The sequence below is a fragment of the Mycoplana rhizolycopersici genome, assembly GCF_013378445.1.
Lineage (GTDB): Bacteria > Pseudomonadota > Alphaproteobacteria > Rhizobiales > Rhizobiaceae > Mycoplana > Mycoplana rhizolycopersici.
In genome coordinates, this window is sequence record NZ_JABXYK010000009.1 from 1 (window position 1) to 25,333 (window position 25,333).

The 25,333-nt window shown below is 60.2% G+C and carries 21 protein-coding genes, 1 tRNA gene and 1 pseudogene; 8 read left to right on the forward strand and 15 right to left on the reverse strand.

Annotated features, from left to right (window positions below; translation table 11 throughout):
* Nucleotides 1-93: IS3 family transposase (locus HV823_RS27220; RefSeq protein ID WP_343051870.1), on the forward strand; the 93-nt coding region annotated here is incomplete at its 5' end.
* Between the two features lie 367 nt (nucleotides 94-460).
* On the opposite strand, the pseudogene HV823_RS26725 reads toward HV823_RS27220, so the two are convergent.
* The 9 genes and pseudogenes from HV823_RS26725 to HV823_RS15320 all read right to left on the reverse strand — a co-directional run.
* A pseudogene (locus HV823_RS26725) lies at nucleotides 461-1,165 on the reverse strand (DEAD/DEAH box helicase family protein); the annotation flags it as partial.
* Nucleotides 1,166-1,926: 761 nt separating this feature from the next.
* On the reverse strand, nucleotides 1,927-3,315 hold the full coding sequence (locus HV823_RS15285; RefSeq protein ID WP_176950599.1) for a type IV secretory system conjugative DNA transfer family protein: 1,389 nt from the start codon (nucleotides 3,313-3,315) through the stop codon (nucleotides 1,927-1,929).
* Nucleotides 3,312-3,533: a hypothetical protein gene (locus tag HV823_RS15290; protein WP_176950600.1), complete on the reverse strand. Its 222-nt coding sequence runs from the start codon at nucleotides 3,531-3,533 to the stop codon at nucleotides 3,312-3,314. Before HV823_RS15290 ends, HV823_RS15285 begins: the two co-directional genes overlap by 4 nt.
* Entirely contained in the window at nucleotides 3,530-4,018 is a 489-nt protein-coding gene (locus HV823_RS15295) for a hypothetical protein (protein WP_176950601.1), read from the reverse strand. Before HV823_RS15295 ends, HV823_RS15290 begins: the two co-directional genes overlap by 4 nt.
* A 16-nt stretch (nucleotides 4,019-4,034) precedes the next feature.
* Nucleotides 4,035-5,303: a relaxase/mobilization nuclease domain-containing protein gene (locus tag HV823_RS15300; RefSeq protein WP_176950602.1), complete on the reverse strand. Its 1,269-nt coding sequence runs from the start codon at nucleotides 5,301-5,303 to the stop codon at nucleotides 4,035-4,037.
* Nucleotides 5,300-5,731, reverse strand: a complete 432-nt coding sequence (locus HV823_RS15305) for a hypothetical protein (RefSeq protein WP_176950603.1) — start codon at nucleotides 5,729-5,731, stop codon at nucleotides 5,300-5,302. The genes HV823_RS15300 and HV823_RS15305 overlap by 4 nt, the downstream gene beginning before the upstream one ends.
* Nucleotides 5,732-6,173: 442 nt before the next feature.
* On the reverse strand, nucleotides 6,174-6,575 hold the full coding sequence (locus HV823_RS15310) for a DUF1398 domain-containing protein (protein WP_176950604.1): 402 nt from the start codon (nucleotides 6,573-6,575) through the stop codon (nucleotides 6,174-6,176).
* A 42-nt stretch (nucleotides 6,576-6,617) separates the two neighbouring features.
* Nucleotides 6,618-7,070: a MarR family winged helix-turn-helix transcriptional regulator gene (locus HV823_RS15315; RefSeq protein WP_176950605.1), complete on the reverse strand. Its 453-nt coding sequence runs from the start codon at nucleotides 7,068-7,070 to the stop codon at nucleotides 6,618-6,620.
* 193 nt (nucleotides 7,071-7,263) lie between these two features.
* Nucleotides 7,264-9,669: a calcium-binding protein gene (locus HV823_RS15320; protein WP_176950606.1), complete on the reverse strand. Its 2,406-nt coding sequence runs from the start codon at nucleotides 9,667-9,669 to the stop codon at nucleotides 7,264-7,266.
* 408 nt (nucleotides 9,670-10,077) lie between these two features.
* Here HV823_RS15320 and HV823_RS15325 point away from each other — a divergent pair, with 408 nt between their 5' ends.
* Nucleotides 10,078-13,182 (forward strand): glycosyltransferase, encoded by a 3,105-nt coding sequence (locus HV823_RS15325; protein ID WP_176950607.1) that lies wholly within the window; start codon nucleotides 10,078-10,080, stop codon nucleotides 13,180-13,182.
* A 113-nt stretch (nucleotides 13,183-13,295) separates the two neighbouring features.
* A complete protein-coding gene (locus HV823_RS15330) occupies nucleotides 13,296-14,168 on the forward strand; it encodes a glycosyltransferase (RefSeq protein WP_176950608.1) in 873 nt (290 codons plus the stop codon).
* An 81-nt stretch (nucleotides 14,169-14,249) separates the two neighbouring features.
* Here HV823_RS15330 and HV823_RS15335 read toward each other — a convergent pair whose 3' ends face one another.
* From HV823_RS15335 to HV823_RS15345, 3 genes are all read right to left on the reverse strand, one after another.
* Nucleotides 14,250-15,215: a phytanoyl-CoA dioxygenase family protein gene (locus HV823_RS15335; RefSeq protein ID WP_176950609.1), complete on the reverse strand. Its 966-nt coding sequence runs from the start codon at nucleotides 15,213-15,215 to the stop codon at nucleotides 14,250-14,252.
* Nucleotides 15,216-15,428: 213 nt separating this feature from the next.
* A tRNA-Ala gene (locus tag HV823_RS15340) sits at nucleotides 15,429-15,504 on the reverse strand.
* A 145-nt stretch (nucleotides 15,505-15,649) separates the two neighbouring features.
* A complete protein-coding gene (locus HV823_RS15345) occupies nucleotides 15,650-16,039 on the reverse strand; it encodes a TIGR02300 family protein (protein ID WP_176950610.1) in 390 nt (129 codons plus the stop codon).
* A 319-nt stretch (nucleotides 16,040-16,358) separates the two neighbouring features.
* Between HV823_RS15345 and aroA the strand changes: the two genes are divergently transcribed.
* The 3 genes from aroA to rpsA all read left to right on the forward strand — a co-directional run bounded on the left by aroA (nucleotide 16,359) and on the right by rpsA (nucleotide 20,322).
* On the forward strand, nucleotides 16,359-17,705 hold the full coding sequence (gene aroA, locus HV823_RS15350) for a 3-phosphoshikimate 1-carboxyvinyltransferase (protein ID WP_176950611.1): 1,347 nt from the start codon (nucleotides 16,359-16,361) through the stop codon (nucleotides 17,703-17,705).
* Nucleotides 17,706-17,870: 165 nt separating this feature from the next.
* Nucleotides 17,871-18,500: a (d)CMP kinase gene (gene cmk, locus HV823_RS15355; protein ID WP_176950612.1), complete on the forward strand. Its 630-nt coding sequence runs from the start codon at nucleotides 17,871-17,873 to the stop codon at nucleotides 18,498-18,500.
* A gap of 115 nt (nucleotides 18,501-18,615) precedes the next feature.
* A complete protein-coding gene (rpsA, locus tag HV823_RS15360; RefSeq protein ID WP_176950613.1) occupies nucleotides 18,616-20,322 on the forward strand; it encodes a 30S ribosomal protein S1 in 1,707 nt (568 codons plus the stop codon).
* A 94-nt stretch (nucleotides 20,323-20,416) separates the two neighbouring features.
* Here the strand turns inward: rpsA and HV823_RS15365 are convergent, their stop codons facing one another.
* Entirely contained in the window at nucleotides 20,417-22,135 is a 1,719-nt protein-coding gene (locus tag HV823_RS15365; protein ID WP_176950614.1) for a hypothetical protein, read from the reverse strand.
* Between the two features lie 351 nt (nucleotides 22,136-22,486).
* Between HV823_RS15365 and HV823_RS15370 the strand changes: the two genes are divergently transcribed.
* On the forward strand, nucleotides 22,487-22,819 hold the full coding sequence (locus HV823_RS15370; protein ID WP_176950805.1) for a DUF6665 family protein: 333 nt from the start codon (nucleotides 22,487-22,489) through the stop codon (nucleotides 22,817-22,819).
* Nucleotides 22,820-22,868: 49 nt separating this feature from the next.
* Here the strand turns inward: HV823_RS15370 and HV823_RS15375 are convergent, their stop codons facing one another.
* On the reverse strand, nucleotides 22,869-24,110 hold the full coding sequence (locus tag HV823_RS15375) for a hypothetical protein (RefSeq protein WP_176950615.1): 1,242 nt from the start codon (nucleotides 24,108-24,110) through the stop codon (nucleotides 22,869-22,871).
* Nucleotides 24,111-24,210: 100 nt separating this feature from the next.
* The gene (locus tag HV823_RS15380; RefSeq protein ID WP_176950616.1) at nucleotides 24,211-24,837 is read right to left on the reverse strand and encodes a ribonuclease D; all 627 of its coding nucleotides are present in this window, start codon (nucleotides 24,835-24,837) and stop codon (nucleotides 24,211-24,213) included.
* Between the two features lie 106 nt (nucleotides 24,838-24,943).
* Here HV823_RS15380 and HV823_RS15385 point away from each other — a divergent pair, with 106 nt between their 5' ends.
* Nucleotides 24,944-25,294, forward strand: coding sequence for a hypothetical protein (locus HV823_RS15385; protein WP_176950617.1), 351 nt, complete (start codon nucleotides 24,944-24,946; stop codon nucleotides 25,292-25,294).
* Nucleotides 25,295-25,333: the final 39 nt, after the last annotated feature.

Genomic DNA, 25,333 nt, shown 5'->3' on the forward strand with positions numbered 1-25,333 from the left:
GACTACATCGAAATGTTCTACAACCCGAAACGCAAGCATGTCAGAAACGGGATGCTGTCGCCGGTAGAGTTCGAGATGCGGCAGAAAACCTAACCCGAGGGTGTCTACGAAACTCGGGGCTATTCAACTGCCTTATCAAAGCGTCGCTGTTGCCTATCTTGGAATGCAACAGCAGCGGTTTCAGATCTGTGGCCAGGCGGTCGTAGATCTCATGTACTTTTTTTGCTTTCGTGATGTTCTTGCAGCGGACCATCATCAGATGATTGAAGCCATTAGCTAGGTCTGCTCTCAACCGTGCAATTGCAGCCTCAGCAATAATTGCATCGGCCTTGGATGATACAGGCTCATATATCGGCTGAAATGTGATTGGCTTGAAATAGTTTTCTTCCTGCGCGCGCCGCAAGGGATAGCTGTAAATGACTTGTCCATCGACAAGGAGGCCGTCACGCCGAAACGGTGTGGCGGTAAACTGCAAAACCTTTCGATCGCGAAAGGCGCCACGAAAAGAGCTCCAGCCTCTTGCAGCCACGTGATGTGCTTCATCCACGAAAAGCACCTTAACGCGCTTCGCGATTTCCTCAGCTAAATTGAATGCCGTTTCTTCAGCCGTATCGCCTTCGGCTTCTTCAATAGACTCTTCTTCATCATCATCTTCGTCCTTCTCGGCAGCGCTCTTCTTTCCTTGAAACGCCGCCATAGTGCTGACCACAACATGACACCGCTCAAATATCTCTAAGTCCTCAATAGTCTTTGGTCTTTTACTGATGATGCCAACGACGGGGTTTGAAACACTGTCATCCAATGCGTGCAGCTTCCGCAGCCAACCGAAATTCAGGAACTTGCCCGCAGTCTGACTTCGCAATGCATCTGTGGGGACGATAACCAGCACGCTTTGACAATCATAAGCTGCGAGGGTCGCAAGCATTGTCTCCGTTTTGCCTGTTCCTGTCGGCATCACAACGGTCGCTGGCTGGCTTGTTAGGCTCCAATGAGCGCCAATGGCGTGTAAAGCGCCAATTTGGGGAGGGCGAAGGCCTTCATTCCCAGCCGAAACAGTTCCATCTGCGTTTTGCTTTTCATGATGAAAATGAAATGAGGAAGGCCAATTACTTGAAATTGAATCGAGAACAGAAAGCCATCCTGTTTTCGCTGCTTTCTCATTCATCTCGTCGATAAGACGATGCGATTTCCATGTAAGACTTCCATCGGATTTCCGAGACAAGAGCCCGTCTATATCAACTGGCCGCTTGAGGTTGGAACGTTCGGTGATCAGAACTGTCTCGCCGCCATGAAGCGTGTAGACTGTTTCTTTCGACCTGGAGGTTACCGCTACTTCACCGGTGGGTTGAGCCGAAACAAGCTGTTTAGGTCGGAGTACGCATTGTATCGCGCCAACAGATGTCTTTACAGGCCCGTAGTTGAGCGGCGGCAAGCTGATCTCAATAGCCTCATCGAGAGCCAAGGTATTTATCGCATCCACGCTTGCTGACCCCGCATGTAGTGTATTCGTTAACACGATAAACTACATGTTGTGTATTTACTAGTCTCTGGCGCTGCCCAATACACGACTCATGCATCGTAGAGAGTCAACTAGGGCAGCGAAGCGTCGATGAGGGTCTGGTATTCGTAACCCGAGACGAAATTCCCGAAACGGGGCTGATCGCAGAGCATACTTTTCTAAGAAGTTCAGCGCATCCTCCAAGGTATCATCTCTGACATCCTCGTTAAATGCCCGCCTCACTGCGTCGGTTAGGATCGCCCAAGCGTCATGTTGGCCGAGCAAGTCAGCGCCTTCCTCAGCCCAGAGGCCGAAATGCTTCACACCGCGATACTTCTTGGAAAAATCATGCATAGAACAAATCAAGAACAAAAGAGTGGTTCTGTCCAGAAGAATCGACGCGTTCTTTCCAGAACTCCATGCATATCTTATGGCGTCAGCCACTCATACTTATCTGGCCTGTGACGAACATCGCGCAAATATCCTGCCATTTCAGGCCGTTCCCAGAAGTTCGGGAGGGCGACCGTATAAAATCCGTGGTCGCGAGACTCCAGCAGGCCACTATCGCCACCGGTGGCTTGCCTAATATTCTCAACCTGGAGAAGGGGGCGATGCTGTTCAGACAAGTTATCACCAGAACCATTCACCTGGTTCTGATTGACGTTGAAACCGCGTACCATAACCGATGTCTTGCCGGATCGATGTTCGATCTCTTTCAGCGTGTCTCCGTCGGGGAGGCCACGATAGATCGTATGTGCGACGGCTTTCTTCCAAATACGCGCGGTCTCTTTTCCATACCGGCTTTCGATTTGAGCTGCAGCATTCTGGAAGACGCCTAGGAAGTTAATGCCGCCCTGTCGGTAAAGTGTAAGCATTTCGAAGAAATTTGAAACGTAAAGTTGTCCCCATTCCTCACCGATAACAAGCGCGCGTAGCGGCCCATGTGCATCCGCAAAGCGATCAATGATGGAAGCAGCCATCGTCCCCACAAACATTCGGCTTGAATCGCTGCGAGCCGACCCGATGATGAAAAGCGCGGTGCGCCCATACTTCATATCAGCGGGGTCGAAGCTGTTGGTTTCGGTGACGTCGCGCGCCGCAGAGGATGGCTGAAAACCTTGAAGCCGTTCCACCACCGTTGAAGAATATGCGTTCCATTGATCGGTAGAGGCCGTGAGGTTTGCGATCATCCTGCACATACCCCAATCCTCCTCCATGTCGGGATTTTCGGCCCATTGGCTGAGGTCCCATGCAATCTCTTCCGGCGCGCGCCCGAAGAAATCCCAGAGCCCGCCAACCGTACATGGACGGTACGAGGAGGGATGCAGAGCCGCTATCTTGTAATATAGGGCGAAGCTCGTCCGCACGCCTTGGCCGATCCATTTATGGGCCGGATTTGGATCGACCGGAACGAGATAGCTAGCAGCGTCGTATGCAGCTTCCCACACGAGAGATCGCAACGCTGGATTACCAGCGATTTCCAAAAGGCGAGTATTCGGGTTGTAGGTTTCAGATGGGTAGCCGTAGAGCTTGCCAGGATTGATAAATCTGACGCGATAGCCTTCGCGTTCAAGTGTTTTCCACGAAACCCAAGCCAGCTCGCCGTCTTTTGGATCGGTGATAATCTTCGATAGGTGCGCCGTTCTCGGTGACACGAGATTGACGCCAAGAAACCGCGTGAGCTTGCCCTTGCCCGCCTGAGCGTCGATGGCAACTGGCTCGGTGCCATCGTAGATCAACGGATTGCCGTTGAAGAAACCAAGTTCGATCCCTCGTTTCAGGTTTCGATATACGGCGAGTTCGGTGCTGTGGGTCATAACAGGCCAGACCTTCTCAGCTCTTCTTCGTCATTGAGCTGCGCAGTGCCGAGCGCACCAGACGGATGAGCGGTGAGCATCGCGCGCATTCGCGCGCGCGCCTGTTTTTCTGCTCTATCTCGCGCAATCCGAGCTTGCGCGGCATCTTCCCATGCAAGGCGCTGTTGAGAATGAGATTCCAGCATCCAGAGGAAATTGTACGCCGAGGTGAGATTCATCGCGCTTCCTCGTCATCCCAAGATGCGTATCGGAACGGTTCGGCTTGCACTGGCGGCGGGGCAAGAGCGCGGGATGCAGGCTGCACGACTTCAGGGTCTTCAATCGCGTTCTTGCGTTTTTCTTCCTCCTGATGCGCGACATAGCTTTGCAACAACGCACCGAAGACATAACCGACCCATGGGCTGTAAGTCAGGACTTCCGGCTTGAAGGCCGTCCCTAATCCAGCGGACATCAGGACGACTAGCAAAGGAGCGACAACCGCGCCTATGAGCCCACAATATACGAAGCTACGTGCTTCCTCCGGCGTGATTGTTGTCCGCCAAATCGTTCTTGGCTCATTCCAAGCCCAGATCGCCACGACCGTGAGCACCGCAACGATGATTGCGAATACGAAGAATACGAACATAGCCAAGATGATGAAGCTCGCGGCTATCAATCCGGCGGCTGCGGCAAAATTAGCAGTTTCGTCATTCCGAGAAGACATTTTGACACTCCTTGGTTTAGCGTTCCAGACGAAGACCCCGCGAAATCACGCGGGTTTGCGATTGCCCTCGATTTTGCGAGAGATTGAGATAGCGACCGACATCCTTGCGGAGATCGCGAAGCAGCGAAGCTTGGTTTTTTCGCAGTTCGACAATTGATTTTTGCAGGCTTGCTCGCTCCGAGCGTTGCCGATCAACTAGCTGCGCACGTTCCGCCGCCTGGGCATTGAGGGTCGATTGCGCTTCCTGCTCGTTCTGCTGTCGAACCTTTTGGTATTGGCCAGTGAGACGATGCCAAAGCCCCCGCAGTCCTTTAGGGATGCGGCCCGCGCGTGTTCGGGTTTCATCGATCCAACGCTGGCCCTGACGGTCAGCAAGAGCGGCGCGTTCGGCGCGGTGCTCACGCGTCATCGCCTGTTTTAACTCACCAAGCGATGCAGATCGCTCAGCGAACCGCTTACGGGATTCATCAACGTGACGACGGATCGTAGGGCTCATCCGTACGCCAATTTCTCGTTGGAGCTTGCCCACATCCGGTAGATTGATGCCGTCACCTAAGCGACCCCGCATCTGCTTGGCTGTCATGCCAAGAGTGCGCGAGAGCGATTGAATGCCGCCTTCGTGATCGACCAAAACGAAGCTCCGACGGTCGCCGCGACCGAGGCGAAAGCCATATTCTCGGAGAGCGCGATCGAAGGTGGTTCCACTGTCCGACCTGGACCAGCAGTCTTGCACGAGTTGTTTAGTCCATCGTGGGTCAACGCCTTGGCGTTTGGCCTGCTGCCATTCCGCCAGTGTGAAATTTGTAGGATCGCGTTTCGCAGTATCGAGCATGCCGCGCGGCATGTCCCAGCCATGTTCAAGATAGAGGCTTTTGGAAATCTCCATCATTCGGTTCTTGAAAAAGGGAAGAGGGCGCGCCGTCATCGTGTCCGCATCGATCCTCGACCAGACGCAGTGAATATGAGAACGCCCGTCCTTCTCGTGACCAACGATTGCGCGGGGTTGGCCCGTCAGTCCCAGACGTTCTTCGACACGATCTATCGCCTGGTTGAAAGCTTCCAGCGAAACGACTTTGCCAGAGGGCGGATTCAGCGAAAGCGAGAAGAGGTACTGGCGGCATTTCGTGCCACGGCTCACAGCCTCAGCTTCTTTAAAAGCACCGTGCAGATCGTCCGCCGAGAACCCCCGCAATTCGTGGATATTGACGTGCTCATTGTCATCGATACGCATCAGGTGCGCCGCGAGATTTTGGCCGTTGCCTCGCTGTGAGCCTTTCAAAATCATCGCGCGGCTCCCGTTTGAAGCCCGAGCGCGTCGATCAGGATTTTTCGTAGTTCGACTACAGAGCGGCAGGCCTCAGCAAGATCGGCCTCCGTTTCTGGCGTGACGGGCAAAACGCCCAGGTGCACAGCTTTCGCAAGCTGATTGAGGTTCGACGCAAGATGCGAGCGCCCCAGAAGAGCCAGAATCTGTGCTAGTGCCTTCTGGTCTTCGACCGAAACCCCGATTGCGCGCCGTCCTTTCAAGGGCGGGGAGCCGAGCGCCTTCGATTTGATATAAGCGCCGAGGGGGACACCCCGAGCTTCGGCGTAAAGACGTGATCTTTCATCCTCGCTGAGGCGCAGGCTAAATGGCGCTTTCCGTCTCTTTGCCAGAATGGGTTGGACCGCTGAGACATGTGCTTTAGGCGAAAAATCTGCGCTCAGGGACATGGCGGCACCTGCAAGCCATCGCGCTTACGGTGCTCAAGGAAGGCGTTCCATTCGATAAGGGTCTCGAACAACTCGTTCGAAGTGGCGCTATCTATGCGCGCCATTCTTTCCACCACGCCTAAATAAGTCTAGGCACCACGAAGGATGAGGTAGCTTTGCGCTCTCTCGGTGGTTTGTGAGCGCGGACGCCCGCTTCCAAGGCGCTTCTCAATTCTGGAAAAAGGCCGACATCCTTGGACGGCTGACGCTTGAACGTCGCCGCATGCCCCTCCAGGGTATAGTCCGTCATCGGAGTCGGTCAGGTGGCGACCAGTGCTGCTCTGAACTCGCATTGCGACGGCTAAGCCACAGCTCGCGCGCATGAATACAGTTCCGAGCCCGAGGCAGACGGCGGGAACGGCCCCGCCGATCAAAAATCCGGAGCGTCATGACCGGTACCCCGTCACTTTGGGAAGCGCTCGACATGGGTCTCGGCCGTGCGGCCGAAATAGACGACGCGCCGGCCCAGGAACGAGACGAGATATCCCGCGCAGCCGGCGGCTTTCGCCTTCTCACAGAAGGCGACGTAGCTGTAGTCGGCGGGGTTCGCCTGCGCCCACCGCACCAGGCGCTCGACCTCGGTAGTATCGAAGGCAGCGGCGACGTTGCCAGCCGAGGGCTGCATATCCATCGGTACGCTGTCGCCGTCAGGCAGATAGTAGGTCTGGCTGTTGCGGCGATAGTCGACCATATAGCCCTCGAATCCGGCAGCGATCAGTTTGCCAACAATCTCCGGAAAGCTCAGGCTCCCCTCGCGAGCTGCGCGCAGGCAAGTTTCGGCAATAGAAATCCGTTCCGCGTCCATGACAGCTTCCTTTCGTTTCGATGTTGAGGTTGGCCGGCGGGTTCAGTCCACCGGGGTTGCTTTCAGCTCGCCCCGTTCAGCGAGAACCCTCAGGATACGGTCGAGCGCTTCGTGCTCTTCCTTCGTCAACACCCCGAAGAATTCAGCGTCATTCTGGTCGGCAAGCGATGCCAGGACGGGGATTTTGGCCCGGCCCTCCGCCGTCAGGGACAGGCTGTGGGCCCGCTTGTCGTCCGGGCTTTCCGCCCGCTTAACCAACCCTTTGGCCACCAGCCTCTCGGCAAGTTTGCTGATCGCGCCCTTGGTCATGCCCATCCTCCCGGCCAGAACTGACGGAGGCGTCGGCTCGAAGTCGTAGAGCGCTCGCATGAACGACCACTCCGCAACGGTGACATCTTCGCCCGATACCTTGCGCGCGAACTCCTGCGACACGGCGTTTGACACCATTCGCATCCAGTACCCGGTGTGATCGGTCAGCTCCGAGGTCGAGGTCATGAGGCACTCCTTGTTGACTAGGAAACTAACTCGATAAAGTTTCCTAGTCAATAACAAGACTGATTCCGACATGCCTATGAACGAGGCAACATTGGGAAGGAGGAACCACCACCCGGATCAGTTCACAAACGAAAAGAGCGCGCCCGTCGCGGCGCGCTCTCACGATCTTGAATGATCTCTCCGATCGGAGAATTCAGAGAATGAAGTCGGACGCCTTGAAGGTGATCAAGTGATCCACGAAGATCGAAAAGTCGGCCTTCTTGTCGCCATTCACATCGCCGGTGACGAGCGTCCCTGAGCCGGACTTCTCATACCGCAATTCACCGGCTTTGCCGCTGAATACGTCCTTGTCAATGAAGCTGAAAGCCTGGCCGCCGGACTTCTTCGTGTTGGCGTCGATCCGCGATACGTCGATCAGATCACCCTGGCTGCGATAGAAGTCCTTGATCGTGTCCCGACCGCTGGCAGCAACGGTGGAGTCCTTTGTCGAGGTGAAGATAAACCGGTCCGCGCCAGAGCCGCCGGTCAGCACGTCCGCACCCAGGCCGCCGGTGATGCGGTCGTTGCCGCTGCCGCCGGAAAGGATATCTTTGCCCTTGCCGCCGTCGATGAAGTCATTGCCGCTGCCGCCGTTGATCTTGTCCGCAGACGAACCACCCTCGATATGGTCGCTTCCTTTGCCGCCAGTGACGTTCAGCTTCGTGCCGGACGCCGCGGAAATGTATGCGCCGCCGTTGTCCAGCTTGACCGGACCCGAGCCGCTGATCCTGACGAGATCGACATCCTTGATGTCGGTCGTCGCGATCTTCGTTCCCGTGCTGTCAACCTTGACGGTCAGGTATCCCTTGTCGCTCTGGAGCGCTGTCTTCTTGCTGATCGTTACCGTGCCCACCGACGGCGCCTTCGTCATGTCGATGACTTCGATCCCGTCGAGGCGACCGAAGGCAGTCAACTTGAGGCTGGATCCCTTGACGACCTGAATGGTGTCTGTGCCGGCACCACCCACGAGATGGAGCTTGTCGTCGAGATAGCCGGGCGACATCTTGAACACGTCATTCTTGTTCGTGCCGGTCGCGCCCCGCTCCGAGCCCATCAGTTCGACGGTGACGCCCTTACTCACGGCCTTGCTGAAGGTGAAGTTCTTGTTGGCGAGCTTGCTGGCGGTCACGTTGTTGAGAACGACCTCGTCGCCCCCGCCAAGCGATATGACCGTCGATTTACCGATCTGGCGGATCGCAAGGTCGGCCTTGCGGACGATGCCGGTGCTGGAAAGATCAAGCTTGTCTTCGGAAAGCGAGAAATCAGTCACCGTGTCCAAGTCGTAGCCGCGCTTGAAGATGAAGAGATCGGCGCTGCCACCGCCTGTCAGGATATCATTGTCGGCACCGCCGTCGATACGATCCTTGCCGTTGCCGCCGACAAGCTTGTCCATGTCGGCACCGCCGGCGAGATCGCTGCCGGAGTTGGAACCGTAGATGTTGTCCTGCGCCGAGCTGCCGCGGAAATACTTGAACTTCACGTCGTTCGCATCGATCGTGGAATTCGGGTGGATCTTCGGATTGCCCGGTGCAACGCCGCCGTGAGCATATTTGCCGTCGTAGCTCAACACCGCGCGATCGACGTAGATGGTGTTCTGGTCGTCAGGGCTGCCGTGGAAGTTGATGTCGCGGTTTGTCGAAAGGACGTGGAAGCTATTGTAATGCTCCGCGCTCCACGAACCGAACAGAACCGAATGGCGCATGTCCATGTCGGTGAGGTTGACGAAGGTGTTGTTGAAGGCGTGCTTGAAGAAGAACGCGTAGCCGTTGCCCTCTGCGCCCTTGTTGTGCGAGCCGATGGTCGTCAGCCTATCACCCGAAATGCCGTATACCGAACTGAAGGTGAAGCCATGCGAGGCGTTGTCCTTCACTTCGATGTCGTGCAGATTGACATCGGTCGCACGGGTGACCTCGACGGTCGAGGAATTGTTGAACTTGTCAACCTTGTTGGTGAAGTCGAATTTGCCGGCCGTGCCAAGATCAGTCTTGATCGAGAGCCCGCCGATCTCGATGTTCTTGACCACGTTGACGACGCTGACGGTCGTCTTGCCCTTCTCAAAATTGTAAGGCGTTGGCGACTTCTCCAGCACCACCTCGCCGGTCTTGGTATTCACCGACTTGACCTTTGCGATCATTTCTCGGAGCGGGTCGGTTCCTGCGGCCTTAAGGTGCGTATTGCCCACGGACTTGAACCAGGCGTCGTCGTTCGCCTGCTGAAGCTGAATGATGGACCCTGCTGAAATGCCATCGACGTTCGACAACTTGAGCGTCGTCGTCTTTCCCTTGACGGTCGATTCCGTGAGACTGGCTGTCAGTTCGACTGCCTTGCCGCCCTGAATATCAAAGGCAGTGGCGTTGTCTGTGTCTTTCGCCTTGACCGTGATATTCGTCTTTCCGACGCCCGCGCCGAGGATGGTGATGTCGCTGCGTGCGATCACGACCTTGTCGTCGAAGGTGTAGTTTCCTGCCTTGAACTGGATCGTCGAGCCCGCGGCCGCGTTTTTGATTGAGGCAGAAATGTCGGCAGCTTTAGCGCCGACTTCGATCGTATATGTTGCCAATTTCGTCACCACCGTCTGTGATAGAGTTCAGGATTACTGACCGGAAAAATAGAACCCGCACATGTCAGTTGTTCCAGCCGAAAAAACTCAAGGCACCTATTCGAAGATCGCCCTAATTTTGCCGCTTGCTCAATCGACAGACATGCAGACGCCAGCCCCAGCTTCTGGCGGTCCGGGCCGCAGATCAGCACAGGTCGCCTTCAAGGTCGAGACAGTCTCCAAAATTCGTTAAAAAATGGCCCTCTCCGACCCCATGTATTTTGACTTCGACAGGGGCCTCCACTATGGATGTGCCGCTATTTCGGCGAACGGTGCCACAGCTGTAGCGGTCACTGGCAAAATCACTGCAATCGACCGCAACATCAAGAGGGATGCATGACAGGCCAGCATCAATCGCAAGACAACGGTATGCTTGACGCTTCTGGAGAAGCCCTTCCGATCGACGGCAACACCGGGACGCCGCATGTCTCCAATGGTGCGGACATACTTGCGCTGACAGAAGAGTTTCGCTCGCTGCTGGACCTGAACGCCGCCCTTCGGCTGCGCGTCGACGCTTCTGAGCGGGCCATGCGCAACGCTGCCGCCGCCGCCGACAGGCAGAAGGACCAGCTTGCCTACCGGCTTGGCAGCGAACTGATCGCGGCCAGCCGTTCCGTCTCCGGGCTCGTGGGGCTGCCGGTTTCGCTGCGCCGGGCCTACAGGGAATACAGGATAGACCTGTCGAAGCGCGGTCAGGACGCACCGTCTCCGGACGATCCGGTTGCCCATCCGGCAGAGGAGACGCACCCGGCGCTTTCCGAAACCGCTGACGATGCTCGATCACAGGCAGATCTCGCGGACAATCTTGCGGCCCAGATCGAGGCGCTCCAGCAAAATAACGCGATACTCCTGGAGCGTGCGGTTCAGGCAGACCAGGCCAAGCGGCGCTCAAAGGATGCGATCAGCCAGATCCAGGCCCAGCTCGCCTACCGCCTCGGCGCAGACATCGTCGCGGCACGATCGCTGCCGGCAATGCTGAAGTTGCCCTTCGCCCTGCGCCATACCTATGCAGACTTCAAAAGGAAGAGCAGGCAGGGTTCTGCGGGCAAGCGCGGCAAAAAGGGCGACGGCCAGGTATCGAACCATCGCAATATCGCCGACCTCGAAGCGAAAATGTGGGGCGGGTTTGCCAGATACGCGCACGCCGAACTCGAGCAATGCCTGGAAGACCGTGGCCTGAGCTCCAGCCAGCGATCAGCCGCAGCTTATGCTCTGGCGCGCTGGAGCTTCGTCGAGGGTGACTTCAGCCATGCGGCCGATCTTATGGAGCGCAGCATCCGGCTCCACCGCGACAACATTCGTGAGAAACGCCTGTGCCAGTTCATGTGCCTGGCGCAGGCGGGTCGCGCCGCGGAAGCCGACACGCTGATGCGCGGGATGCAGGCGAAGGTGGATTCCTTCATCGACTTCTCGCTCATGCAGGCGGACGTGCTACGCCGAAAGGCGCGTCTTGAGGGCCAGTCGCCGTCCGAGTGCGACCAGATCTATCTGAATGGCCTCAACTTCGCGATGACACCATCCGGCATGGCGCCGATCAGGCTCGCCGACCCCTCAAAACCTCTCAGCATCTGGAACATTATCGCGCATCCGCCCGCAAGCCAGGCGGCACAGGACCTGAAGGTTTCCATCATCATTCCGGCCTTCAATGCCGAGAAGACCTTGACGATGGTGCTGGAGAGCCTCGCGGCACAGACATGGCGCAACATCGAGATCATCGTCGTCGACGATTGCAGCACCGACGGTACCTGCGCGCTGGTCGAGCGGTTCGCGGCTGACGATCCGCGTGTCCGCCTCGTTCGGCGCAAGGTCAACGGCGGAGCCTATCCGTCGCGGAACGACGGTGTGGAAGTAGCGACCGGCGACTTCATCACCGTTTGCGACAGCGACGACTGGTCTCATCCGGAGAAGATCGAGCGGCAGATGCAGGAACTGCTGGCCAATCCGGACTGCGTGGCAGTCCTTTCCCACTGGCTTCGCGTCGACGACGACCTTGGCGTGGTCGGCTCCTGGATTCCGAAGAAGAGCCTGCTGGACATGAACTTCTCCTCCCTTCTGGTCCGGCGCGAGGTCTTCGACCGCCTGCGCGGCTGGGATGAAGTGAGGGTGACGGGGGACGCGGAGTTCAGGTCGCGGATTGTCGCCGTCTACGGCGATGCTTCGATCTGCAAGGTCAGACATAACAATATCCTGTCGTTCTCCCTGGCGCGCGAAGATTCGCTGACCCGCTCAAAGGCGACGCACATGCGCTCGCTCTACTACGGCGTTCGCGGCCAATACCGCGATTCCTACCGCAACTGGCATCTGAGCCTCGAGCAAGGCGGCGATCCCTATCTTCCCCGGACAAACGGCCGTTTCCCGGTGCCGATGGGTAACCAGCGCCGACCGGCCGGAGAGCAGACGTTCGATCTCGTGGTCATCTGCGACTTCGTCCTCAAGGGCGGCGCGTTTGTTTCGACGATGAACTACATTGCGGCCGCTGCCCGCTCCGGGCTCAAGATCGCCGCGGTCCACTGGCGAAAGTATGAGTTGAACGTTGAGTCGTCGCTCAATCCCGTTTTCTACGACGCCTGCCTCAAGCACGGCATTGCAATCCTCACGCCCGGCGACATTGTGAAGGCCAGCACGGTGCTGATCGGCTATCCTGCCGTGCTGCAGAACCTGCCCGACCGCTTTGCGAAGATCGAGGCCGACAACGTGATCGTGCTGATCAACCAGTTCGCGACACGGCTGGTGGACGGTTCCGACCGTCAGTATGAACCGGAGGTGATCCGCCAGCATCTGGTGGAGCTGTTCGGCACGCCCGGCACCTGGATACCGATCTCGCACTGGGTGAAGCGGCTCATGCAGGAGGATCCGACCTATCCGGAGCCTTATGCCGATCCGTGGCACCCGATGGTCGATACCGATACGTGGTGCTCGGAACCGATCGTATGGCGCGGCGGCGGTGATCGCCGCCCGGTCCTCGGCCGCCATGGCCGGGACGCCTACACCAAATGGCCCAGCACGCTCGAGGCGCTCAAGGCCGCCTACTGCGTCGACACCGATGTCGAAGTGAAGTTTCAGGGCGGCGCGAAGCATGCGAGAGGCATGCTCGGCTACTCGCCGCAGAACTGGGAAGTCCAGCATTTCGATGCCACGCCCGTCAGCACCTTCTTGGCGGACCTCGATTTCTTCATCCACTTCCCGCACGAACTCTATATCGAGGAATTCGGTCGTGCGCCCATGGAAGGGATGGCTGTCGGCAAGGTGACGATCCTGCCGCCGCAGTTCCGGGAGACCTTCGGGGACGCTGCCGTCTACTGCGAGCCCGAACAGGTTCTGGAGACTGTGCGCCGGTTCTGGAGCGATGAATCCGCCTACCGGGCGCAGGCCCAGAAAGGGCGCGACTTCGTTCTCCGCCACTGCAACCAGCAGCAGTTCCCGGCGCGACTGGAAGCTTTTGCGGGACGAGCAGAAATCTTGAAACGCGCCTGAACTCTGCGTCGAGAGAGGTCAGCCTGTTGCGGCCGCGGTCATTCCCGAGCGCATCCGGCGAAACGTCACGGATATATCATTGGCCGAGTCCGGCCAATCAATGGAGCCTGTTGGTGTCGCTACGCAAGATCGCCGGGGGAAGCCCTGCCAGCAATTCAGAGACGACCCTCGCCTTTGCGTTCGACAGTGGCTATCTCGCGCCCTTCGGCGCCATGCTACGCTCGATGGTCAAGCAGCGCACGCTGCTCGACTGTCCAATTGCCATCTACACCGACGATCCGAATGTCTTCAAGGATCCGCTGGTGCTGGCCGTCACCGACGTCAAGCGCACGGTCGACGGACCGCTTCTCGAAACCATGTACAAGGCGGCCAGGGACACCGTGAAGAGACCGGAGCGTGCGGCCTGGAACAAGGGCACGTTCCTCAAATGGTCGGTGTTCGAGCGCCAGCAAACAAGGCAGCTTCTTTTCCTTGACGTCGACATGATCTGCCGTGCCCCGCTGGAGGAGTTGCTGGCGCTGCGTCCTCGAAAGCCCTTTCTCTGCGCGCCGCAGATCCAGCGGTCGCTGTTCCAGGATGGCGACGGCAAGCGCCGGGCAGATGCTGACATCGAAGCCCGCTTGCAACGCCTGCTGGATGGGGAACTCTGGGGCCCGCATACGCGGCGCGTCAACAGCGGAATGATGCTCATCCGCGAACCCCTGCTGAGCACGGAATTTCGCGACGAACTGCTGCGCTATGCGTTTGCCTCCGAACCGCAATTGAACGAGCAGAGTCACTTCAGCAAATACTTCGCCGAGAACCCTTCACTCATGACGACAGTGAGCGTGAAATACAACTTTCAGGCGAATTACCTGCGCTACATCGAACAAGCCAAGCGCAGCGACTTCGCTTCCCAGGCAACGATCCTGCACTACGCCGGCAAGAGCAAGCCCTGGAATGCCACGAAGCACGAGCCGTTCCAGCTGGAATGGTTCTGCGCCTGATCTTTTCGTCATGCTGCTGCTGCTGGCGGCGTCACATCGGGCTTTGTCGTGCAAGCGGCAAGCTACCAAGCCATGCTTCGCTTACCTGATCACCGGCTCGCCGTGATAGCGCCGCCGTGATGGCTTGGATACGCCGAACCCGACTTCCATCATCAGGCGCGGCTTTTGCGTCGCCACCGTTCCCATATGGAATCCAAAGGGATCCTCCACGAAACCGAAGCCTGCGCTGCCGGTCAGCGTCTGGGCATTCTCCCTGCCGTAGAAATCCAGCACTTCGTTTGCCGGATGCCCGACGAGCAGCGTCAACTGATGTTTCAGGCGCCGGCGCCGATGGCTGCCGCGGACGTAGACATGCGGGCCTGCGGTCTCGTCGACATCGGTCAGATAAAAGAAGAACTTCAGCATGCGCCAATCGTCCAGATCGAAATGATACTTGAAGGAGGCACGGCTGAGATCGGCGTCGGAAGCTGATTTCGTCGGGAAACTCCACCAGATACGCGCGCAGATGAGCTGCGCCTCTCCGCCGAGATAGTGCCGGGCCACATCCAGCAGCAGCGGATCGCGCTGGACGGTAAGCGCCGCCTCGCATTGCATCACCCGCTCGAAATGATGGCCGCTGAGGATGGTCCTGCCGAAACGGCGCTCGGCCTGCTCATGATCGGCCGCCAGAAACTCGAGCTTGCGTTCGAAGTTGCCGAAGCACGGCGTCTCATGACCGAAGCGCGCGATTTCCTCGCGGATCTCGGCCGGCAGCACAAGACAGGTAGAGATGCCGCTGCTTCTCAACTCATTGGCGATACGCGCAGCATCCAGCATGCCGAAGATGGATGGCGCCGCAGCCGACGCGGGCGACACGCGCCGCGCGGTGAGCCAGTGCGCCCTGCGAAACGGCATGGTGCGCGCCAGCAAGAACATCGGTAGCCAGGCCGGGTTCTCCCTGAGATCGGCAAGATAGGTCGGAACGCGCGCCGCCATGCGGCGAAAGCGTCCTCCCGTACGGGCAATGGTCTCGAGATCCCTTGCTTGAGGTCCACGCGTGACAGGCATTTCGGCTTCCTTTCGGGAAAATCACCTTCCCTCCCGGCCCTCCGCCTCCCGCCGGAGCATTCTAGCGCGTCCCCGCAGGGCGGGCAGCCGCTTGCGATCCTTGCACACGGCCAGGGGCAACACCCAATGGAGATGTCGCGTACAGCCGATAGCATCGCGACGACATTCATCGATGCGAAACTTCGCCAATTCGTTAAGATTTCAGGTGATATTTGGTGGAGCTAAGCGGGATCGAACCGCTGACCTCTTGCATGCCATGCAAGCGCTCTCCCAGCTGAGCTATAGCCCCATCAAGGGTCCGGCGAGGCCGGTTCCGGGATACCGAACCGGGTTTTCCCCGGCAGGTGCGGCTTCATACTTCCGGTTTCAGAAGATGGCAAGCCGAAAAATCCAATCCGGCCGAATTTTTTAAATCCGGCCGGAAAATCATAAACTTAGACTTCCTCGTCGTCGCCGGTAACGCCGATGATGCCGCTCATGTCGTCGTTTTCGTCATCTTCGTCCTGTTCGAGGAAGGTGTCGTCGTCGTCATCGCCGATATCGACGTCGTCGTCGCCCAGATCCGGCAGGTCGTCGCCGCCCGATGCTTCGTCGTCAGCATCCTCCAGCGACACAATTTCGACTTCCGTGTTCTCGGTATCGACCTCGTTGACTTCCTCGTCCTCATCCTTCTCCAGGACGGCGGCCGCAGACGTCTCCTCGAAATAGGACAGCGGATAGGACTTGCCGGTGTAAGGCGATACGATTGGGTCGCGATTCAGGTCGTAGAACTTACGGCCCGTTTCCGGGTCAATGCGCTTGGTTCCAAGTTCCGGTTTTGCCACTGTCAAAGCCTCTTGAATGGCCGAATATTTCCGGCGAAGCCGGATAACCGGCGGATGGTCGGGTAAAAGAATTAGCCGGTCCCCATAATCGTCTTGACCGCCGCTGTCAAAGACTAACTTTGCCGCCTTTTGCGGGGCTTGCGGGCTTTAGAGTGGCTGCGGCTTTTTCTCGGGCGGGTTGATGACGCTCGATACGCTTTGTGATAGCACCCCGCAGAACTTCCGGCGAAGGGTCCCGCACGCAGGCCGCAGGCGCTTGCGGCCGCGCGGCCGTCCGTTCGCCAAGGCACGCACGCTCTTTATTGAAGGAACTCGCACCATGTCGCATGGCGCCCAGGCAAAGCCCGCAACTGCACGCAAGTCGAACGCCCTTTCCGGCACCGTCCGCATTCCCGGCGACAAGTCGATCTCGCATCGCTCCTTCATGTTCGGCGGGCTTGCCAGCGGCGAGACCCGGATCACCGGCCTTCTGGAAGGCGAGGACGTGATCAACACCGGCAAGGCGATGCAGGCCATGGGTGCGAAGATCCGCAAAGAGGGCGACACCTGGATCATCAACGGCGTGGGCAACGGCGCGCTTCTGGCACCGGAGGCATCGCTCGACTTCGGCAATGCCGGCACCGGTTGCCGGCTGACGATGGGCCTCGTCGGCGTCTACGATTTCGATTCCACATTCATCGGCGACGCCTCTCTGACGAAGCGGCCGATGGGACGCGTGCTCAACCCGCTACGCGAAATGGGCGTGCAGGTGAAGTCCGCCGACGGCGACCGGCTGCCGGTGACGCTGCGCGGCCCGACGACGCCGACGCCGATCACCTACCGCGTGCCGATGGCGTCCGCGCAGGTGAAGTCGGCCGTGCTGCTGGCCGGCCTCAACACCCCGGGCATCACCACGGTGATCGAGCCGGTCATGACGCGCGACCACACCGAAAAGATGCTGCAGGGCTTCGGCGCGAACCTGACGGTCGAGACGGACGTAGACGGTGTGCGAACGATCCGTCTTGAGGGCCAGGGCAAGCTGACCGGCCAGGTGATCGACGTGCCCGGCGACCCTTCCTCGACCGCCTTTCCGCTCGTCGCGGCCCTCTTGGTCCCCGGCTCCGATGTGACCATTCTGAACGTGCTGATGAACCCGACGCGCACGGGCCTGATCCTGACGCTGCAGGAAATGGGCGCGAACATCGAGGTGCTGAATGCGCGTCTCGCCGGCGGCGAGGACGTGGCCGACGTTCGCGTGCGGCATTCGGAACTGAAGGGTGTCACCGTGCCCGAGGAACGGGCGCCCTCGATGATCGACGAGTATCCGATCCTAGCCGTCGCAGCCGCTTTTGCCGAAGGGACAACCGTGATGAACGGGCTGGAGGAACTGCGCGTGAAGGAGAGTGATCGCCTTTCCGCCGTCGCCGAAGGGCTGAAGCTGAACGGCGTCGATTGCGACGAAGGCGAGGCCTCGCTGGTCGTGCGCGGCCGGCCGGACGGCCGTGGTCTCGGCAATGCCTCGGGCGCCGCCGTTGCCACTCACCTCGATCACCGCATCGCCATGAGCTTCCTGATCATGGGGCTGGTCTCCGAGCATCCGGTGACGGTCGACGATGCGACTATGATCGCCACCAGCTTTCCTGAATTCATGGGCCTGATGGCGGGACTGGGCGCGAAGATCGACTAGCAGCCGGCCTTGGCCGGCTCCGTCTCCCCGAACTGGAGGCGGCCGATCACCGAAACGTAAGCAGGACGTGAACAGACGCGCTGCAAAGGTGCACCTCTCCTCTTGGCAGCGCGCACCATTTTCCGCTAACACGCTCGTGAAACCGAAGTGCCGCAAGGGGGTGAAATGACGACGATCGCCATCGACGGCCCAGCGGCTGCCGGCAAGGGCACGCTGTCGCGGCTGATCGCGGACGCCTACGGTTTCCACCACCTCGACACTGGCCTGACCTATCGCGCCACGGCAAAGGCGCTGCTCGACCGCGGGCTGCCGCTGGACGACGAGGCGGTCGCCGCCGGCGTTGCCCGCAATCTTGATCTGTCCGGCCTGGACCGCACCGTGCTGTCTGCCCACGACATCGGCGAGGCTGCCTCGAAGATCGCAGTCATGCCGGCCGTCCGCCGGGCTCTGGTGGAGGCACAGCGCGAATTCGCCGAACGTGCGCCCGGCACCGTGCTCGATGGCCGTGACATCGGTACCGTCGTCTGCCCGGATGCCGTCGTGAAGCTCTACGTCACCGCGTCCACGGACGTGCGCGCCCGCCGTCGCTACGACGAAATCATCGCCAATGGCGGTGCTGCGGAATACGACGCCGTCTTTCAGGATGTGCGCCGCCGTGACGAGCGAGATATGGGGCGCCTCGACAGCCCGCTGCGGCCGGCGGAAAACGCGCACTTGCTTGACACCTCGGAAATGAGTATAGAGGCGGCGTTTTCGGCTGCGCGATCCATCATCGACGCTGCCATTAAACATTAGAGCGACAAGCCGTCCCCGCGCCGGTTTTGCTTCCCCAAAGGGAGGCGGATGTGCCTCGCTCGTTGTCAACGCTAACCCCCGGCGCCCGTGCCCCAGAGGCACATCAGGAGTTTCCATGTCTCAAGCTAATCCCACGCGCGACGATTTCGCAGCCCTTCTGCAGGAATCCTTCGCCACCAACGACCTGGCCGAAGGCTATGTCGCCAAGGGCATCATCACCGCCATCGAAAAGGATGTCGCGATCGTTGACGTCGGCCTCAAGGTCGAAGGCCGCATCGCGCTCAAGGAATTCGGCGCCAAGTCCAAGGACGGCACGCTGAAGGTCGGCGACGAAGTCGAAGTCTACGTCGAGCGCATCGAGAACGCGCTGGGCGAAGCTGTTCTGTCGCGCGAAAAGGCTCGCCGCGAAGAGAGCTGGGCCAAGCTCGAAGTCAAGTTCGAAGCTGGCGAGCGCGTCGAAGGCGTCATCTTCAACCAGGTCAAGGGTGGCTTCACCGTCGATCTCGACGGCGCCGTTGCCTTCCTTCCGCGTTCGCAGGTCGACATCCGTCCGATCCGCGACGTCACCCCGCTTATGCACAACCCGCAGCCCTTCGAAATCCTCAAGATGGACAAGCGCCGCGGCAACATCGTCGTTTCGCGTCGTACGGTTCTCGAAGAGTCCCGCGCCGAGCAGCGTTCTGAAATCGTTCAGAACCTCGAAGAGGGCCAGGTTGTTGACGGCGTCGTCAAGAACATCACCGATTACGGTGCGTTCGTCGACCTCGGCGGCATCGACGGCCTGCTGCACGTCACCGACATGGCATGGCGTCGCGTCAACCATCCCTCCGAGATCCTGTCCATCGGCCAGTCGGTCAAGGTTCAGATCATCCGCATCAACCAGGAAACCCACCGTATCTCGCTCGGCATGAAGCAGCTCGAGAGCGATCCGTGGGATGGCATCGGCACGAAGTACCCGACCGGCAAGAAGATCTCCGGTACGGTCACGAACATCACCGACTACGGTGCGTTCGTCGAGCTGGAGCCGGGCATCGAAGGCCTGATCCACATCTCCGAGATGTCCTGGACCAAGAAGAACGTACACCCCGGCAAGATCCTGTCCACGAGCCAGGAAGTCAGCGTCGTCGTTCTCGAAGTCGACCCGACCAAGCGCCGCATCTCGCTCGGCCTCAAGCAGACGCTCGAGAATCCGTGGGAAGCATTCGCGCATAGCCATCCGGCCGGCACCGAAGTCGAAGGCGAAGTCAAGAACAAGACCGAGTTCGGCCTGTTCATCGGTCTCGAAGGCGACGTCGACGGCATGGTCCACCTCTCCGACCTCGACTGGAACCGTCCGGGCGAGCAGGTCATCGAGGAGTTCAACAAGGGCGACGTCGTCAAGGCTGTCGTTCTCGACGTGGACGTCGACAAGGAGCGCATCTCGCTCGGCATCAAGCAGCTCGGCCGCGATGCGGTCGGCGAAGCTGCCGCTTCCGGCGACCTGCGCAAGAACGCTGTCGTCTCGTGCGAAGTCACCGCGATCAACGACGGCGGCATCGAAGTGAAGCTGGTCAACCACGAGGACATCTCGTCGTTCATCCGCCGCGCCGACCTGTCTCGCGACCGTGACGAGCAGCGCCCCGAGCGTTTCTCGGTCGGCCAGGTCGTCGATGCACGCGTGCTGAACTTCTCCAAGAAGGACCGCAAGATCCAGCTGTCGATCAAGGCTCTGGAAATCGCCGAAGAGAAGGAAGCCGTCGCACAGTTCGGTTCTTCCGACTCGGGCGCTTCGCTTGGCGACATCCTGGGCGCGGCCCTGAAGAACCGCCAGAACAACGAGTAATCGTTCTTCACGGTCTGAAACAGTAAACCCGCGGGGAGCGATCCCCGCGGGTTTTCAGTTTGTCGGCCACGTCACTTCCGTCGCCACGCAGCCGTCACGTCCAGTATTCGCCACGCTTCTGGTAGTATGCGAAGCCGGGGTCGGGTGGGCCGACCAGATCCTCGATCTTGCGGCGGCGGCGTTCGATGTCCGGAGTATCCGCTTCCGCGGCCGGTTCCTGGCCATCGCCTTGCGCGTCGCCCTCGCCGGCACTCTCGTCTTGCGTCCGGTCTTCCGGCGTCTCTTCGTCCTCGGCGGTAGGCTTGTCCTCCTCCGCCTCGTCCTTGCGCCGTGCCTCGCGCGTCTCCAGATCATCTGCGGCAGGCAGGTAGGGGACGAACGGGACGGCAATTCCATCGCGCATTATCGTCGGCAATGGCGGTCTTTCCGCCGGCTGATCTGGCAGCGCGACAGCCGGCGGGCGGGCGGGCGCCGGCTCGCCATGAACGGCGGTGCGCGGCTGACCGGCCTGCGTTTCACTGTCGGCAGGTGGCGTCAGGGACGCAGGCGCTGCGGCCGCCCTGCCCCTCGCAGCTTCGGCCGGAGCCTGCTCCGGGGCGCGTGCCGCAGTCGCCTCAGTGGCGAGTGCCTGCACCGTATTTGCCGCCCTTGGCAGCTTTTCGGGCTGTTCGTCGCCTTCCTGCTCGGGAACGAGTTGCGGCGCCGGCACATCCGGCTCTTCCGGCAGAGGCGCCTGCAGCAGCAGACGAAGCACCAGCGCCTCGTCCTCGCTCAGATTTGCGACGACGCCGGCGATCAGGCGCATCACGCCTTTCTGTTCGCGCCCGGTATTTACGGCCATAGGTGCGCTCACCGGAGGGCTTACGGGCTCGCCCATGTTTGTCGTCTGCGCGGCTCCTGCCGTGACCTCGCGCCCTCCCGTGGTCGGCATCGGGTTGGCGGTTCCGGCGAGCGGCCTGTTCACCTCACTGGCAGGACGGCCAGGCGCCCGTGCGTCCTCGCGCACCGGCGCCTGCGGCTCCGTGGCGGGGCGAGGGGCTGGCTGCTGGGGTCGAGAAGCCTCTTCCGGTGCCGGCTTTCGCGATGGCGTGGGCGCATCTTCGCGCAGAGCGGGCAGCGCGGGTCGAGCGGGCGCACCCGTATTCGTCTCCTTCTCACCTTCGAACAGACGCCGGAGTGCTGCCTGCAGCGAGCGGCTGTCGACGATACCTTCGCGGCCCGGCTGCACCGCCTCCCCTTCCCTGCGGACTGCCGCGGCCAATAGGGCCTCGGCAGGGAAAAAGCGCTGGAGAGTACGGACCGCCGCCGGCGCATCGTCGTCGCTGCCGATTTGCGCTGCGGCCGAAAGCAGTGCCTGGGCAAGGCGCTGCGCATCCGGACCGCCGGGATTGCGGATCACTTCCATGAGGATGCGCGTAGGCGTCGATGCAAGCACCGCGGTCAGAAGTTTTTCAGTCGAAGGCCTCAGTTCGGCAGGCAGGCGCGCAATGAGGTTTGCGAGGTTGCGGGTGGCATCCTCGCCTGCGCCGCCACGTTGCGGCAGCGTTTTGATGGCATCAAAGAGGGCATCGAGCAGTTGCCGGCTGACACCATTGTTACCGCTGTTACCGCTGTTGCCGCCGCCAACACCGTCGCCGCCACGCTCGATCTGACGCATCATCGCCTCGAGCAGGCGAAGCAGCACCGCGGCCCTGAGGTTGGCCAGGGCCTCGGCGGACAGTACGGGACGAGCGCCATCGGGCGCGGCTTCGCCTGCGGGCTCCGTCGTCGACGGGATCGGGACTGTGATCGACGTCGCTATGCGCGGCAGCATCACCATCTCCATACGGCACCCTCAGATCGCTGCCGTCCCGGCAGGCACGGATGCCTCTCTCAAACGATCCATGTTCAGGCTGGCGGGGCATCATGCGCGCCCATGAGGTTTGACGTTCGGCCCCGCGCCGCGGGCTGCCATTTTACAAGCCTTCGATCTCGATCGGATCGGTACACACCGGTACCCTGCTGCAGAGAAACGAGGCGAACGTCGCCTGCGATCCTCGCATGCTTGATCTCCAAGGGATCTCACATCATGGTTAATTTTGCGTTATCGCGATCACGGACCGCCGACTTGCCGTCCCGCGCCGGATCGCCGAAGATGGCGCCGTCCAGCGATATCGAGAGCACCATGTCCGTTCGCCCGCCGCAATTTCAGGACCGTCACGTCTCAACCGGCTTCAACGTGCTCGAATACGAACTGATGGCCGAGCGCGCCGATGCGCTGGGACGTCACGGAACGAAGGTGGAAACGGCGCTGGAGCGGCTCCGCGGCAGGACCGAACAAGGCTGCAGCCCGCTAGAGCGCGAGGAACTGCTGGATGTCGCGGCAGACGCGGTCTGGGCCTTCTTCATCCAGCGTGAAATCTGCGGCTTGCGCGACCAGCGCGACATCGTCCGCCGCTACGCCATCCCGAAGGAAGTTCTTGCGAGGGTGGGTATCGTCCGAAAGACCGGCAGCTGAATGCTACATACATCGTCACCGGCCTTCGCCGGCGTCAGGCCGCCCAGTATCAAGCAGCCCTTCGGCGCAGCAACTCGTAGATGCCGATATCGTCTACCGGCAGGAACAGGTCCGGCTCCGCATCGGCAAAACGGTCGACCGCGAGTGCGTCCTCGACCTCCTCCTTTGCCTTCAAACCCGCGCCGACCACGCCGGCGGGCAGGGTTTCTGCTACCGGGCGATCGCCTGGGCCGGCATTGTCCAGTTCGGCGTTGTCGTTATCTGCGCTCGGTGCGTCGGGAAGCGCGGCCAGCACCTCAATCAGCTCCAGCCCGGCGTCCGTCGGCGAAGCCGGGCCGCTTGTGCCATCTTCATCGCGCTGGGCGATATGGTCTCCGACCGCCTCCTGCATGTCGCGAACGTCTTCAAGCTTCTCGGCGTTCTGCAGATCCTGAATGGTCTCTTCGCGCTCGGCCCTCGTTTCCTCATCCTCGACGCGGCCAGGATCATAACCTTTGTCGCCGCGCTTCAACTCTTCGAGCGTGCTCGGATCGGCAAGTTCCTCGAGACGCTGGATGACCTTGCGCATCTCGCGGCTCATCCCGCTTTCGCTCTCCGCCTGCTCGGCGAGCGCGTCCTTGACCCGCTGGCCGGCGTCGCTCCAGGGGTTTGCGATGGCAGCGATCATGTCCGATGCGGTCAGGCCGAGCTTCTTCAGCCCGGTCGTCTCCTCCAACGCGGCGACGCTCTTCGGTAGCACGGCCCGCTGGGCCGTCAGCGTTTCGGCAATGCGGGCGCCGAAGTCTTCCTCTTCGCCCGTCAGCCCCGCCTGGCTCGCTATGCGGGCTGCAAGGACAGCGTTCGGAGCGGTCTTCGACGTCGAATTGCCCTGCATGACGTCGATCACTTCGGCCTCGCTCACGCCGAGAGACTTCAGCGTCAGAACGGCCGGTTCGCCGCGGCTGTCCGTCTTGGCGAAGCCGAGCATGGAGACGGCGTCACCGAGGCGCTGCGCAAAGGAGAAGCTCGATTCGTCCTTGCCCTGCGTGATGCCCAGGGCCGAGGAGAAACGGGAGATCAGCGTGGCGAGAGGATCCGGATCGCCCTTCAAGGCACCGAAGAAGTAGGCGGTGATCTTCTCGTTGGCGACGGCCTTCGGCGAATCGCTGGTCACGCCGAAGGTCTCGTCCTTGCGATCCTTGCCCTTCGCCTTGTCGTCGGCCTCCTTGTGACGGGCCTCCATCTCCTCGATCATCTTGCCAAGCTGATCGGAGACCTGCAGGCCGGTCGACTGTGAAAGGGGCGGAATCATCAAACTGTCCCGATTGCAAAACCTGAATTCATGCAGCCGAAAATAGCGGCGATTTGGTTAAGCAATTCTGACCGATCCGTGCCGGCTTTTGCCGGCACCCTCAGCTATGGGCGAAGATATCCGTTTCGTCCCAGCCGAGCAGGTCGAGCTTGGCACGCGTCGGCAGGAACGCGAAGCAGGCTTCGGCGTGCTGCAGCCGCCCGTCCCGGACAAGCCGCGCCATCAGCTTGTCGCGCAGCGCGTGCAGGTGAAGCACGTCGGATGCCGCATATTCGAGCTGGGCCGGCGAAAGCGTCTCGGCAGCCCAGTCGGAAGACTGCTGCTGCTTGGAAATGTCCACCTCCAGGAGTTCCTTCAGATTGTCCTTCAGGCCGTGACGGTCGGTGTAGGTACGCGTCAACCGGGAGGCGATCTTGGTGCAGAAGACGGGCGAACAGGTGACGCCGAAGGTGTGGAACAAGACGGCGATGTCAAATCGACCATAGTGGAAGATCTTCTGGCGGGAAGGATCACTGAGCATGGCGACGAGATTGGGGGCCCGCGTCTGTCCTGCGGCGATCTTGATGACATCCGCCGTGCCGTTGCCGGGGGAGAGCTGGACGACGCACAGCCGGTCGCGACGCGGGATCAGCCCGAGGGTCTCCGTATCGATCGCGATCGCGCCGTCATAGCGCGCAGCATCGGCCGCCGAAATGTCGCCCTCGTGATATCGTATTGCACTTGCCATCTCAAACCCCACATAATCTGCAGAAACTGCCTGGGCTATATCGCATGATTGCCCGGCGCGGTACTATGCGAGGCCAATATTGCACCCGCTGACGCAATGGATAGATATGAAACCGCCGAAACCTCACCGCTGCCGCGACATCGTCCTTGCCCTTCCCTTTGCTGTGGCGCTGCTCTCGCTCTCCTCGCCCGCTTTCGCGCAGCAGGCGGGAGCCTTTGCGGGCGGAGAGAAAGCCTATCCTTTCACAGACCTGCCCGGCGTAAAGTCCCAGGAAGACAAAGCTGCAGCCGCAGCTGCAAACGAGGTTGTCTGTACGCGGAGCTATGACGACACTGACGTCCGTCGCTGGGGCGAGTTCAAACACCCGGTCTACACATGCACGCAGAACGGCCGCAGCTTCTCAAGCCGCAATCCACCGCCCTCCCGCGAACGCGAACTGCGCGGGTTAAACTGGTAGGCTGACGGCGACCGATCCAGACCGTCCCTTCCGGCAGGG

Bases quoted from the DNA above. Each gene is read 5' to 3' on its own strand.
- HV823_RS15285 (WP_176950599.1), bottom strand. From the start codon at position 3,315: ATGACCCACAGCACCGAACTCGCCGTATATCGAAACCTGAAACGAGGG.
- HV823_RS15290 (WP_176950600.1), bottom strand. From the start codon at position 3,533: ATGAATCTCACCTCGGCGTACAATTTCCTCTGGATGCTGGAATCTCAT.
- HV823_RS15295 (WP_176950601.1), bottom strand. From the start codon at position 4,018: ATGTCTTCTCGGAATGACGAAACTGCTAATTTTGCCGCAGCCGCCGGA.
- HV823_RS15300 (WP_176950602.1), bottom strand. From the start codon at position 5,303: ATGATTTTGAAAGGCTCACAGCGAGGCAACGGCCAAAATCTCGCGGCG.
- HV823_RS15305 (WP_176950603.1), bottom strand. From the start codon at position 5,731: ATGTCCCTGAGCGCAGATTTTTCGCCTAAAGCACATGTCTCAGCGGTC.
- HV823_RS15310 (WP_176950604.1), bottom strand. From the start codon at position 6,575: ATGGACGCGGAACGGATTTCTATTGCCGAAACTTGCCTGCGCGCAGCT.
- HV823_RS15315 (WP_176950605.1), bottom strand. From the start codon at position 7,070: ATGACCTCGACCTCGGAGCTGACCGATCACACCGGGTACTGGATGCGA.
- HV823_RS15325 (WP_176950607.1), top strand. From the start codon at position 10,078: ATGCTTGACGCTTCTGGAGAAGCCCTTCCGATCGACGGCAACACCGGG.
- HV823_RS15335 (WP_176950609.1), bottom strand. From the start codon at position 15,215: ATGCCTGTCACGCGTGGACCTCAAGCAAGGGATCTCGAGACCATTGCC.
- aroA (WP_176950611.1), top strand. From the start codon at position 16,359: ATGTCGCATGGCGCCCAGGCAAAGCCCGCAACTGCACGCAAGTCGAAC.
- cmk (WP_176950612.1), top strand. From the start codon at position 17,871: ATGACGACGATCGCCATCGACGGCCCAGCGGCTGCCGGCAAGGGCACG.
- rpsA (WP_176950613.1), top strand. From the start codon at position 18,616: ATGTCTCAAGCTAATCCCACGCGCGACGATTTCGCAGCCCTTCTGCAG.
- HV823_RS15365 (WP_176950614.1), bottom strand. From the start codon at position 22,135: ATGCTGCCGCGCATAGCGACGTCGATCACAGTCCCGATCCCGTCGACG.
- HV823_RS15370 (WP_176950805.1), top strand. From the start codon at position 22,487: ATGTCCGTTCGCCCGCCGCAATTTCAGGACCGTCACGTCTCAACCGGC.
- HV823_RS15375 (WP_176950615.1), bottom strand. From the start codon at position 24,110: ATGATTCCGCCCCTTTCACAGTCGACCGGCCTGCAGGTCTCCGATCAG.
- HV823_RS15380 (WP_176950616.1), bottom strand. From the start codon at position 24,837: ATGGCAAGTGCAATACGATATCACGAGGGCGACATTTCGGCGGCCGAT.
- HV823_RS15385 (WP_176950617.1), top strand. From the start codon at position 24,944: ATGAAACCGCCGAAACCTCACCGCTGCCGCGACATCGTCCTTGCCCTT.